Annotated in this window: 12 protein-coding genes; 5 read left to right on the forward strand and 7 right to left on the reverse strand. The window is 62.0% G+C overall.

The window, feature by feature from the left end; translation table 11 throughout:
- Positions 1 to 12: 12 nt before the first annotated feature.
- The gene (locus LB519_RS04005) at positions 13 to 1,581 is read right to left on the reverse strand and encodes an MFS transporter (RefSeq protein WP_024502901.1); all 1,569 of its coding nucleotides are present in this window, start codon (positions 1,579 to 1,581) and stop codon (positions 13 to 15) included.
- A 136-nt stretch (positions 1,582 to 1,717) separates the two neighbouring features.
- Between LB519_RS04005 and LB519_RS04010 the strand changes: the two genes are divergently transcribed.
- The 5 genes from LB519_RS04010 to msrB all read left to right on the forward strand — a co-directional run bounded on the left by LB519_RS04010 (position 1,718) and on the right by msrB (position 5,710).
- A complete protein-coding gene (locus LB519_RS04010; RefSeq protein ID WP_024502900.1) occupies positions 1,718 to 2,581 on the forward strand; it encodes a LysR family transcriptional regulator in 864 nt (287 codons plus the stop codon).
- 65 nt (positions 2,582 to 2,646) lie between these two features.
- Entirely contained in the window at positions 2,647 to 3,093 is a 447-nt protein-coding gene (locus LB519_RS04015) for a GNAT family N-acetyltransferase (RefSeq protein ID WP_224618763.1), read from the forward strand.
- A 6-nt stretch (positions 3,094 to 3,099) separates the two neighbouring features.
- Entirely contained in the window at positions 3,100 to 4,290 is a 1,191-nt protein-coding gene (locus tag LB519_RS04020; protein ID WP_224618764.1) for a vWA domain-containing protein, read from the forward strand.
- A gap of 19 nt (positions 4,291 to 4,309) precedes the next feature.
- A complete protein-coding gene (locus tag LB519_RS04025; protein WP_224618765.1) occupies positions 4,310 to 5,107 on the forward strand; it encodes an MBL fold metallo-hydrolase in 798 nt (265 codons plus the stop codon).
- Positions 5,108 to 5,305: 198 nt separating this feature from the next.
- Positions 5,306 to 5,710 (forward strand): peptide-methionine (R)-S-oxide reductase MsrB, encoded by a 405-nt coding sequence (gene msrB / locus LB519_RS04030; RefSeq protein ID WP_013529102.1) that lies wholly within the window; start codon positions 5,306 to 5,308, stop codon positions 5,708 to 5,710.
- 100 nt (positions 5,711 to 5,810) lie between these two features.
- Here msrB and LB519_RS04035 read toward each other — a convergent pair whose 3' ends face one another.
- From LB519_RS04035 to LB519_RS04060, 6 genes are all read right to left on the reverse strand, one after another.
- Positions 5,811 to 6,119: a hypothetical protein gene (locus LB519_RS04035; protein WP_224618766.1), complete on the reverse strand. Its 309-nt coding sequence runs from the start codon at positions 6,117 to 6,119 to the stop codon at positions 5,811 to 5,813.
- A 7-nt stretch (positions 6,120 to 6,126) separates the two neighbouring features.
- The gene (locus tag LB519_RS04040) at positions 6,127 to 6,567 is read right to left on the reverse strand and encodes a hypothetical protein (protein ID WP_013529100.1); all 441 of its coding nucleotides are present in this window, start codon (positions 6,565 to 6,567) and stop codon (positions 6,127 to 6,129) included.
- Positions 6,568 to 6,768: 201 nt separating this feature from the next.
- A complete protein-coding gene (locus LB519_RS04045; protein WP_013529099.1) occupies positions 6,769 to 7,029 on the reverse strand; it encodes a DUF2312 domain-containing protein in 261 nt (86 codons plus the stop codon).
- A 159-nt stretch (positions 7,030 to 7,188) separates the two neighbouring features.
- Positions 7,189 to 10,647: a pyruvate carboxylase gene (gene pyc / locus LB519_RS04050; protein WP_224618769.1), complete on the reverse strand. Its 3,459-nt coding sequence runs from the start codon at positions 10,645 to 10,647 to the stop codon at positions 7,189 to 7,191.
- 290 nt (positions 10,648 to 10,937) lie between these two features.
- Complete coding sequence (locus tag LB519_RS04055; RefSeq protein ID WP_013529097.1) at positions 10,938 to 12,056, reverse strand: branched-chain amino acid ABC transporter substrate-binding protein; 1,119 nt, start codon at positions 12,054 to 12,056, stop codon at positions 10,938 to 10,940.
- A 137-nt stretch (positions 12,057 to 12,193) separates the two neighbouring features.
- The gene (locus LB519_RS04060) at positions 12,194 to 12,541 is read right to left on the reverse strand and encodes a DUF6867 family protein (RefSeq protein ID WP_013529096.1); all 348 of its coding nucleotides are present in this window, start codon (positions 12,539 to 12,541) and stop codon (positions 12,194 to 12,196) included.
- Positions 12,542 to 12,575 lie beyond the last annotated feature (34 nt).

Consider the following 12,575-nt stretch of genomic DNA (forward strand, 5'->3'; position numbering starts at 1 on the left):
GCCGGGCACTTGCTACGATCGAGCTTCGCTTGCGCCCTGAGCACGATGACGGTCCCTTGCCTCTTGCGGCGCGACGTTTCTGGGGCCGAAGACGACGAAGCTGATGACGGCAAGGGCAAGAACGCCGATCCCGCTATAGAGCATGACCCAGCCAAAACCGTTGACCAAGGCGGCATGCGCAAGCGCGCCGGACGGGTCGAGGGTCGCCAGCCTGGGCGAATATTGCGAGAGGCCATCGAGATTTCCGGTGGCGATCTTTTCCGCCAACGCGCGCAATTCGTCCGGGTCAAGGGCCGTGCCCAATGCGGTTTTGAGATAGGAAGCAATTCCCTGCGTCAACAGCAGGCCCAGCACCGCGATGTTGATGGCGAGCGTGATCAGCCGCGCGCTGATATCGATGCCCGAAGCCATGCCGGCGCGATCCGGCGACACCGAACCCGTCGTGGTGTTGGTGGTCGGTGAGTTGGTGAGGCCGATACCGATACCGGCGATCAGCGTACCGGGCAGCATGGTCAGCCAGCTGGCTCCCTCAAGGCTCGAACCTATCCTCATGGCGATAAAGCCGACCCCCAATGTCAGCAACCCGAGCGGGATCGCCACCCGCGCCTGATAGCGGGCGCGCAGGCGCTCGGCGGTCGAGGACATCAGCATCAAGGGAAGCGTGTAGACGAGCAGCAGCAGGCCGGTCGTGGTGCTGTCGTAGCCGAGCACACCCGAAAAATAGATCGGCAGATAGATGATGAACGGCCAATAACTGAAATTCATGCCGATGCCGCCCATGATCGCTCCCGAAAATTGACGGATCCGGAACACCGAGAAATCGAACATCGGGTAGGGGCTGATCTTCTCGGCAACGAGGAACGCGGCGAAGGCCAGCACGGCAGCACTTGCTACGCCGATGCGGGCGCCAGAGCCGAGATCGGCCCCTTGCGTGATCAGATAGGAGAAGCCGAACACCGCGAACGAGAGCGTCAGGATACCGGCACGGTCAAGCTTCTGGGCATTGTGGTCGCGTGATTCGGTGACACCGGCACCGATGAAGACCAGCGCAAGGATGGCAAGCGGCACATGGATGAGGAACACCCACTGCCAGCTCGAGAACGCGACGATCAATCCACCGATGGCTGGACCAAAGCCAAGCCCGATCCCCGAGACGACGCTCCAGGCCACAAAAGCCTTGCCGCGTTCGCTGCCGTCCTGAAACTGGTGGGACAAGACGGCCACGCTGCAAGTGAACATCGCCCCTCCCGCCAGGCCTTGCAGGAAGCGTGCAATGATGAGGAGCGAAGCGCTCGGCGCGAGGCCGCACAGCAGTGAGGCCAGGCCGAAGGCGATGGTGGCGATCACCATCACCCGTTTGCGGCCGAAGCGGTCGGCCAGCGTTCCTGTCGCCATCAGCACCGTGGTGCAGGCAATGGTGTAGGCGTTCATGATCCATTGCAGATCCTTGAAGTCGGCGGCGAGCACGCTTTCCAGTTTCGGAAGGATCACCGGGACGCTGGAGATTTCGAGGCCGAACAACAGCGAGGCAAGGCAGGCCCCGGCAAGCGCAACGGTGTTTCGGTCGATTTGAAACGTCATGTCGATCACTTTCTGTCGAAGCATTCTGGAACCGGGCTGGCTCTTCAAACTGCGGTCGAGATGACATAGACGAGGCTTGACCATGAAAAAAGACTATGCATTTCTATTTCAGAGATAACAAAATGGAATGCCGGAGATGGCCAGTCTCGATGTCGATGCCGTGCGCACTTTCGTCATGGTGGCCGACCTGCAGAGCTTCACCCGGGCGGCTGCAGCACTTGGCAGCACCCAGGCGACGATCAGCGTCAAGTTGCGGCGGCTCGAGGAAAAGCTCGGCGCACGTTTGATCGAACGAACCCCGCGCCGCGTGGCACTGTCGGAAAGGGGGGCTGTCTTCCTGCCCGTGGCCCGCGAATTCCTTGCCGCCCATGAACGCGCCGTCGCGGAATTTTCCGCGGCGCCATGTCGGCTTGCGCTCGGCTTCGTCGATCATGTCGCGGGGCCTGAGCTTTCCACGCTGATCGCCCAGCTTCATGCCCACGATCCGTCGCTCGCGCTCAACATACGGATCGATACCAGCTCCATGCTGGAAGAAGCTTTCGATCGCGGCGAACTCGATGCGGTGATTGTGCACCAGGAAGATGACAGTCGACGCGGTGAAGCTTTGTCGCGCACCCACTATGGCTGGTTCGCGGCACCTGGCTTCGAATGGCGACCAGGCACGCCCCTGCGCCTGGCTCTTTTAAGCACCAGATGCAATTGCCCGGACCGTATGAGAGCGGTCGAGGCGCTGGACCGGGCAGGCATCGCCTGGAATGAGGCTTTCGTCGGCGGCGGCGGCGCTGCCGTCAACATCGCGGTATCGGCGGGCTTTGCCCTTTCCGCCCTCGCTTACCGGGTTGTGCCCCCGGGCTTGATCGAGGTGGGCCGCAAACTCGGCCTGCCACCAATTCCCCCGTCCGAGATCGTTTTGCAGTCGCACGCTCTGCCGCCGCGGGCGCGGGAGGCGCTGCACATGCTCGCGACCGCTTTTCGCGAATATAGTTCGCCTGCCGAATAGGCAAGGGTGTTCCTGATCCCGATTCTATTGGTATGGATCGGGTTCCAGACTTCAGAGGGAACGAAATGTCCGAGATAATCGTCCGCCCGCTCGCGCAGTCCGACCACGCCGATTGGCGGCGCCTGTGGACCGACTATCTCACCTTCTATGAGACGAAGCTGCCGGAAGAGGTCTACGCCATCACCTGGAAGCGGCTGTTCACTCTGGGCGAATTCGAGCCAAAAGGCTTCATCGCCACACTGGACGGCAAGGCGGTCGGTCTCACGCACTACCTGTACCACCGCTCCGGCTGGTCGGAGAAAAACAACTGCTATCTGCAGGATTTGTTCGCCGACCCGGATGTGCGCGGCAAGGGGATCGGCGCCGCCCTTATCAACGCAGTGAAGGAAGAGGCGGCAAAGATCGGCGTCAAGAATGTCTACTGGATGACGCACGAGACCAACGCCACCGCGCGCAAGCTTTACGACCACGTCGCCCGCCGCACGGGCTTCATCGAGTATGATTTGCTGTAACCGGCCATGTTCATCCCCTTCTTCCTTGAACTGAAGGCTGCACGCGTTCCTGTCTCGCTCAGGGAATATCTGTCGCTGCTGGAGGGGCTGGAAGCTGGGCTGGTCGACTACGACGTCGAAGGTTTTTATTACCTCGCCCGCGCCGCCCTGGTGAAGGACGAGCGCCATATCGACCGCTTCGACCAGGTGTTCGCGCATGTCTTCAAGGGCATTGAAGCGCTGGGCGGACCGGACGCGCTGGACGTCGCCAATATCCCCGAGGAATGGCTGCGCCGCCTCGCCGAAAAGCACCTGACCGACGAGGAGAAAAAACTGGTCGAGGCGCTCGGCGGGTTCGAAAAGCTGATGGAGACTCTGAAACAGCGACTCGAGGAGCAAAAAGGTCGCCACCAGGGCGGCTCGAAATGGATCGGCACCGGCGGCACCTCGCCTTTCGGCGCCTATGGCTACAATCCCGAAGGCGTGCGCATCGGCCAGCATGAAAGCCGCAGCCGCCGCGCGGTGAAGGTCTGGGACAAACGCGAGTTCAGGAATTTCGACGATGCCGTCGAACTCGGCACCCGCAACATCAAGATCGCGCTGAAACGCCTGCGTCGCTGGGTGCGCGAGGGCGCCGAGGAAGAGTTCGACCTGCCCGGAACCATCCACGCCACGGCCGAACATGGCTATCTCGACGTGCGGACGCGGCCAGAGCGGCGCAACGCGGTGAAGCTTTTGATGTTCTTCGATGTCGGCGGTTCGATGGACGACCACATCAAAGGCGTCGAGGAGCTATTCTCGGCCGCCCGCGCCGAATTCCGCCAGCTCGAATATTTCTATTTCCACAACTGCCTCTATGAGGGCGTGTGGAAGGACAATCGCCGCAGGCATGCCGAGGTGATTCCGACCTTCGACCTGCTTCACAAATATGGGCCGGACTACAAGGTGATCGTCGTCGGCGACGCCTCGATGAGCCCTTACGAGATCGCTCACCCCGGCGGTTCGGTCGAGCACTGGAATCCGGAGGCGGGCAGCGTCTGGCTCGGCCGTCTGCTGCAGCAATGGCCGAACGCGGTATGGCTGAACCCCGAAGACCCCAAGAACTGGGGCTACACCCACTCGATTGCGATGATCCGCGACATCTTCGGCGGCCGCATGTTCCCGCTGACGCTGGCCGGGCTTGAGGGCGCGACCAAGCAGCTTTCAAGAAAGCACTGAAAGACTGACAGGAGATCCGATGACCTGCTTCCTCTGCCTGCAATGCGGCGTCCAGTTCGCGGCGACAGAGACGCCGCCAAAACATTGCCCGATCTGCGAGGACGAGCGCCAATATGTGCGCTGGGAGGGCCAAGCGTGGATCACGCCGGAGGAACTTGCCGAAGGACACCGGCTTGTTATGAAGGACGATGCCGGCGTTCTCGCCTTCGGCATCGAGCCGCGCTTCGCCATCGGCCAACGGGCGCTGCTGGCGCAGACGCCACACGGCAACGTGCTGTGGGACTGCGTTTCGATGGTCAGCGACGAGGCGGTGGCCGAGATCAACCGCCGCGGTGGCCTGGCGGCGATCGCCATCTCGCACTGCCACTATTATTCGGTGATGGCCAGTTGGAGCGAGGCGTTTGGCGGCGTGCCGATTTATCTCCATGCCGACGACCGCCAATGGATCATGCGACCGCACAAGGCGATCGTCAGTTGGGAAGGCGAGACGCTGGCCATAAACCCTTCGCTGACGCTCATCCGCTGCGGCGGCCACTTTGCCGGCGGTCAGGTGCTGCACTGGAAACGCGATGTCGGCGACGTCTTGCTGGCCGGCGATATCTTGCAGGTGACGCCGACGCGCCGCCATGTCAGCTTCATGTACAGCTATCCGAACTACATTCCGCTCAATGCAGCGGCCGTGCGCCGCATCGCGGCGGCACTGGAGCCATTCGCGTTCGACCATATCTATGGTGCATGGTGGAACCAGAATGTCATCGGGGGCGCAAAAGCGGCGTTGGCTGCTTCGGTCGATCGCTATCTCAGGGCGATCGCATAAAGATCCCGATCGAAAATGCGGGCAAATCGCGTCACAAATGCCTATCTTGGTGCGAATATGAGGTTGCAATCCGCGCATGATCCCGAACCTCCGGTTCGGAAAGGATTATGCGCAAAACCAAAGTACTACAGCGTCCCTTTGCGCGTCCGATGGGCGCGCGGCGCTGTAGTGGCGAGCCGGCAAGGCTGAGGAGATCACATGGACACCCACACCTACCCTGTAACCCGCACCGACGCCGAATGGCGCGCCCGGCTGACGCCGGAGCAGTATGCCGTCATGCGCGGCCACGGCACCGAGCGGCCGGGAAGTTGCGCTTTGCTCTACGAGAAGCGCGCCGGCACCTTTTCCTGCGTCGGCTGCGACCAGCCTTTGTTTGAATCCAAGCTGAAGTTCGAGAGCGGCACCGGCTGGCCGAGCTTCAACGATCCGGTGCCGGGTTCGGTCGAAAACACCGTCGACCGCAGCTACGGCATGGTTCGCACCGAATGCCATTGCGCCCGCTGCGGCAGCCATCTCGGCCATGTTTTCGAGGACGGCCCGCCGCCGACCGGCCTGCGCTATTGCATCAACGGCGTGGCGCTGAAATTCGAGCCGGCGGCCTGAACCGAAATTCGATTGAATGAATGAAAAGGGCGGCTGCGGCCGCCCTTTTCATTGCCCCCCGGCCGAACCCGGCGAACGCGGTGGGCGCCCGTGTCCGCTCTCAGACCACGACCGTCAGGATCAGCCATAATGTGGCGCCGAGCGTCATCAGTGAGGCCTTGGCGCCGGCCTTTTCCGTGGTTCGCCATACGGAAAAGGTCAGAAAGAGGTTGTAGGGCACCGGTGCGAAATGCGCCGCCAGAACCAGCGCGAGCGGCAGCTTCAGTCCGAGCAGGACGATCGCGGCCACCAGAGATGCTACGTTGAGCGCCGTGCCGACAAGAACAAGGTCGCGCCAGAACAGCCGGTCGAGCGGCACCTGGCCTTGCCAGCGTGAGCGGAAAAAGGAGCCGATACCCTCTGGCAACACCGGATGTCTATCCCTGCCTCAGGACTTCGGTTACCGCGCGCTCGAAACGCGAACATTCGGTCACCAGCCAGTCGGCCATGGCTGGCCAGTTGTCCTCGGCATAGCAGTTCACCCGCCACATCGAATTGATGCCGAGATCCTCGCAACTCTGTTCCGGCCTGAGCTTCAGCCTGGCTTCGATATCAGGCTGGAACGGTTTCAACCGCGACCACGCTTGCGTGGCGCCGAACTTCTCGTTGCGGCCGAAGAAGACGCCGACCTGGCTCTGCGCCGGCGCGACATACATGGAAAGGACCAAGGCGAAATCGGGCAGCCCGCGCTGCCAGAACCAGGGTCCGCGCCTCGCCATCAGAGCCCTTTCTTCCGGATGCCGCTCGGCGAACAGCGTCCAGAAGCCGCGCTGGCGGAATTCAGAGGCGCGGCGGGCGCCGAAGTCGAATTCGCTCATGGCTCGATGCTCGCTCCGGCATCATGCTCGGCCGGAGACTGTTTCGAAATTCGCTCCGGCGAGTCATATGGTGGTGGTTTCGAGAACCGGAGCGGAGCGTACTTAAAGTACGTGAGCTCAGTTCTACTGCATTGCAGTAGAACTAGGGAAGCGCAGAAAACGCCACCAGATGGCCGCCGGAGTAGAATTTCCAGACGGTCTCTACACCATGCCGAGTGCGGCCTTATACAGATCGAGGATGGTTTCCTCTTCCTGACGCTCGGCCTGGTCCTTCTTGCGCAGCCGGATGATCGTGCGCATCGCCTTGGTGTCGAAGCCTGTGCCCTTGGCCTCGGCGAACACTTCCTTGATGTCGTCGGAAATGGTCTTCTTCTCTTCCTCGAGCCGCTCTATGCGCTCGATGAAGGCACGCAGCTGGCCGGCGGCAACAGTCTGGCTGGTATCGGTGATATCGTCGGCCATATTTTTCTCCACATCGTTTCTGCGCCGCGACTCGGGATGCATGCAGCGGCGAATTGAGCGGGCTCGATGCCCGACCGGCGGCGGCGGGTCAAGCTGTTATCGATGATCGAACTGACGCTGCCGCCACGATGCGGACAGCGACCCCCAGGAAGGTATCAATTAGCTGAAAGCGATCAGCAGATCCTTGGCATCGATCTGGTCGCCTGCCTTAACCAGCACCTCGGCGACCGTGCCGTCGCGCTCGGCATGCAGCGCCGTCTCCATCTTCATCGCTTCGATGGAAAGCAGCACGTCACCGGCCTTCACAGCCTGGCCGGCAGCCACCGAAAGCGCAGAAACGACGCCCGGCATCGGTGCGCCGACATGCGCCTCGTTGCCGGGTTCGGCCTTGCGGCGGGCCTTGGCGGCGGACGCGCCATGCGCCCGGTCGGGCACCTTGACACGGCGCGGCTGGCCGTTGAGCTCGAAGAACACGGTGACCATGCCCTTCTCGTCGACATCGCCGATGGCAAGGCACCGCACCACCAGCGTCTTGCCCTTCTCGATGTCGACGAAAATCTCGTCTTCCGGCTTCATGCCGTAGAAATACGTCGGCGTCGGCAGCACGCTGACCGGCCCATAGGTTTCCTGCGCGCCGGCGAAATCCGTAAACACCTTCGGATACATCAGCCACGAGGCGAATTCGAACTCCGACAGCTTGCGCTCGAGCTTCTCCTCGATTTCCTTGCGGTTGGCCTTGAGGTCGGCTGGCTTGAGCAGCGAGCCGGGCCGCACCGTGATCGGCTTGTCGCCCTTGAGCGCCTTCCTCTGCAGCGCCGCCGGCCACCCGCCTGGCGACTGGCCGAGATCGCCGCGCAGCATCGAGACGACCGAATCCGGGAAGGCGATATCCCTATCCGGGTTTTCGACATCGGCAACGGTCAGGTCCTGGCTGACCATCATCAATGCCATGTCGCCGACGACCTTGGACGACGGCGTCACCTTGACGATGTCGCCGAACATCAGATTGACGTCGTGATAGGTCTGCGCCACCTCGTGCCAGCGCGTCTCCAATCCGAGCGAGCGAGCCTGTTCCTTCAGATTGGTGAACTGCCCGCCCGGCATCTCGTGCAGATAGACTTCCGAGGCCGGCCCCTTGAGGTCGCTTTCGAATGCGGCGTACTGGTTGCGCACCGCTTCCCAGTAGAACGAGATCTTCCTGATCCATTGCGGGTCGAGACCGGGGTCGCGTTCGGTGCCCTTCAGCGCCTCGACGAGTGAGCCAAGGCATGGCTGCGAGGTGTTGCCGGAGAAGGCATCCATCGCCGCGTCTATGGCGTCGACGCCGCTTTCCACCGCCGCCAGCACCGTCGCCGCCGACAGGCCCGACGTGTCGTGGGTGTGGAAATGGATCGGCAGGTCGGTCGCCTCGCGCAGCGCCTTGAACAGCACGCGTGCTGCGGAAGGCTTCAGCAGGCCGGCCATGTCCTTGACGGCGATGATGTGGGCGCCGGCCGCCTGCAATTCCCTGGCTAGGCCGACATAGTATTTGAGGTCGTATTTCGCCCGCGCCGGATCGAGGATATCGCCGGTGTAGCAGATCGCCGCTTCGATCAGCTTGCCCTCGGCTCCGACCGCATCCATGGCGACGCGCATGTTGTCGACCCAGTTCAGGCAATCGAAGACCCGGAACAGGTCGATGCCACCGCTTGCTGCCTGCTTGACGAAATGCTGCACGACATTGTCGGGATAGTTGGTGTAGCCGACGCCATTGGCACCGCGCAGCAGCATCTGCAACAGCAGATTGGGCGCCGCCTCGCGCACCAGCGACAGCCGCTCCCACGGATCCTCGGTGAGGAAGCGCATGGCGACGTCGAAGGTGGCGCCACCCCAGCATTCCAGCGATAGAAGCTGCGGCAAGGCACGCGCATAGGTACCGGCGATGCCGGCAATGTCATGCGTGCGCATGCGCGTCGCCAGCAGCGATTGATGGCCATCACGCATCGTCGTGTCGGTGACCAGAACCTCCTTCTGATCGCGCATCCAGGCCGCGAACTTCTGCGGGCCCAGCACATCCAGCTTCTGCTTGCTGCCGCCGGGCACATTGCCGTTGAGGTAAGGCACCACGGGTGCCGCGGCGTCGGCCTTCGGCTGCGGTCGGCCGCGCGTCTCAGGATGGCCGTTGACGCTGACGTCGGCGAGATAGTTGATGAGCTTGGTGGCGCGGTCCTGGCGCTTGACCTGCTGGAACAGTTCCGGCGTCGTGTCGATGAACTTGGTCGTGTAGGAATTGTCGGCGAAGCTCGGATGGTTGATGATCGCTTCGAGGAAGGTCAAATTGGTGGCGACGCCGCGGATGCGGAACTCGCGCAGCGCCCGATTCATGCGGGCGATCGTCTCGGCCGGCGTCGGCGCCCACGCCGTCACCTTCTCCAGCAGCGGATCGTAGAAGCGGGTGATGACCGCGCCCGAATAAGCGGTGCCGCCGTCGAGGCGGATGCCGAAGCCCGTCGCGCCGCGATAGGCGGTGATGCGGCCGTAATCGGGGATGAAATTGTGCTCGGGATCTTCCGTGGTGATACGGCACTGCAGCGCGTGGCCGTTCAGCCTTATGTCCTTCTGCGCCGGCACGCCTGATTCCGGTGTGCCGATGGCAAAGCCGTCGAGGATATGGATCTGCGCCTTGACGATATCGATGCCCGTCACCTGCTCGGTGACGGTGTGCTCGACCTGGATGCGCGGGTTGACCTCGATGAAATAGAATTTGCCGGTGTCGGCGTCCTGCAGGAACTCGACCGTGCCGGCGCCGATATAGCTGGTCTCGCGGGCGATCTTGAGCGCATGGCCGCAAAGCACCTCGCGCTGCGACATTTCGAGATAGGGCGCCGGCGCCCGCTCGACGACCTTCTGGTTGCGGCGCTGGATCGAACAGTCGCGCTCGAACAGGTGCACGGCATTGCCATGGGTATCGCCCAGCACCTGCACCTCGACATGACGGGCGCGCTCGATCAGCTTTTCGAGATAGACCTCGTCCTTGCCGAAGGCGGCTTTCGCCTCGCGCTTGCCTTCGGTGACTTCACGGGCAAGGTCGGCTTCGGCGCGGATGGCCCGCATGCCGCGGCCGCCGCCGCCCCATGATGCCTTCAGCATCACCGGATAGCCGATTTCCTTGGCCAGTGTCTTGACCGTCTCCATGTCATCCGGCAACGGATCGGTGGCGGGGATCACCGGCACGCCGACCTCGATGGCGAGATTGCGCGCCGCGACCTTGTTGCCGAGCCGCCGCATTGTGTCCGGCCTCGGCCCGATGAAGGTAATGCCGGCTTCGGCACAGGCGTCGGCGAATTCGGGACTTTCCGACAACAATCCGTAGCCGGGATGGATAGCATCGGCGCCCGACAGCCTGGCGACGCGGATCACCTCCTCGATCGACAGATAGCTTTCGATCGGCCCCATGTCCCTGGTCAGATGCGGCCCGCGTCCGACCTGGTAGCTCTCGTCGGCCTTGAAGCGATGCAGGGAGTATTTGTCTTCCTCCGCCCAGATCGCCACGGTTTTGAGCCCGAGTTCGTTGGCCGCGCGGAAGACGCGAATGGCGATTTCGGACCGGTTGGCGACGAGGATCTTCGTGATGGCCAAGGACTGGGCTCCAGCGACGGAAGGAAGAGAAATCGGCGCAATGATTAGCGTGAAAATGCTGCAGTGCAAACGAAATTGACGCGCATTTAAACCGATTGAAATGGAATCATTGCGCCAAGGACCCTCCCCATTCCTCCGAACAGCCAAAAAAGAGCCGGCTTTCCGGTTAATGCACGATCATTGCCCGGCTAAGCATCGGCTCCACCGGCCGCCCCTGACATGACGATGGCAAAAGAAAATGCCCGGCGCGAGGCGCCGGGCATCGGTAAATGGTCTGGAGACTGACGAGCTTACATCTTCTGGACGTAGGTGTACTTGCCGTCGTCGCCCTTCTTCCATTCGTACATGACGTAGCCGGGCAGCGTCGGATCGCCCTTGGCGTCATAGGACAGGTCGCCGAGAACGGTCTTGAAGGGGCCGTTTTCATGCAGCGCCTTGGCAACTGCCTGCGGGTCGTTCGACTTGGCAGCGGTCGCTGCTTCCGCGATCGCCTGCACGGCGGCGTAGGAGTAGAGCGTGTAGGCTTCCGGCTCGAAACCCTGCGCGCGGAACTTCTCGACGAGTTCCTTGTTGGCGGGGATCAGGCGCGGATCCGGGCCGAACGTGTTGAGCGTGCCCGCAACTGCGTCGCCTGCGATCGAAGCCAGTTCGTTCGACACGATGCCATCGCCGGAAACCAGCGTTGCCTTGAGGCCCTGGTCGGCCGCCTGACGGATGATCAGGCCGGCTTCGGTGTGCAGGCCGCCCCAATAGATGATGGAAACGCCGGCTTCCTTCATCTTGGCGATCAGCGCCGAGAAGTCCTTGTCGCCGACATTGATGCCTTCATACATGACTTCCGTCACGCCCTTGGCGTTCATCGCCTTCTTGGTTTCGTCGGCAAGGCCCTGACCGTAGGTGGTCTTGTCGTGAACGACAGCGATCTTGGCATCCTTGAAGTTGGCGGCGAGATACGCGCCGGCAATGCTGCCCTGCTGGTCGTCGCGTCCGCAGGTGCGGAACACGTTCCACAGACCGCGCTCGGTGAATTGCGGGTTGGTCGCGGCCGGCGTCACTTCGACGATGCCGTTTTCCGCATAGACTTCAGATGCCGGGATAGAGACGCCGGAGTTGAAGTGGCCGACCACGAACTTGACGCCGTCGCCGACGAACTTGTTGGCGACCGAGATACCCTGCTTCGGATCGGAGACGTCGTCGCCGACTTCGAGCTTGATCTGCTCGCCGTTGATGCCGCCCTTGGCATTGATGTCGGCGACAGCAGCTTCCGCCCCCTTCTGCAGCTGCGCGCCGAAGGCGGCGTTCGGACCGGTGATCGGGCCCGCGACGCCCATCATTACGTCAGCCCACGCGCTGCCGCCGAACGCGACAAGCGCGGTCAGGGCGACGGCGGACAAAAGTGACTTTTTCATTTAAACGCTCCCATTAACGGAGTGGGCGTGGATGAAGCTTTCATGCGATGCCCACCCTTATCGCAGAAAGCATAGTTTGCCGATTTTCAGGCACTTGTCACGCCGATTCAATTTCGAGGCGGCGTTAATGATGAACGTCAACCTTTCGGTTTCCAGCTCAAGAGTGAAGCTCTTTCGTAGAGCCAATTATACTGTGTCACCATCTGGTTGGTGCGCGTGTATTGATAGCCGACGAAGCCGAGGATCATCAGCACGATGGTGTCGACGACATAATAATGCAGCGAGAACATGGTGCCGCCGAACAGCGCGTGATGGATGAAGCGGATCGCGATGCCGAGGCCCAGCACATAGGCGAACAGCTGGATGAAGCTGCGCCACGTCTGGGCACTGGCCTTGCCCGTCATCCACGCCGCCCAGCCGCCGAGCAGACAGGTGACGAAGAAGAACTGCCAGATCGAGGGTTCCTCGTAAAGAATGCCCTGCATGGTGAAGTCTCCCTAGCATGATCCCGAAAAGTTG

Origin of the sequence: Mesorhizobium sp. AD1-1 (assembly GCF_020164655.1) — a bacterium.
GTDB classification, from domain to species: Bacteria; Pseudomonadota; Alphaproteobacteria; order Rhizobiales; family Rhizobiaceae; genus Mesorhizobium; species Mesorhizobium ciceri.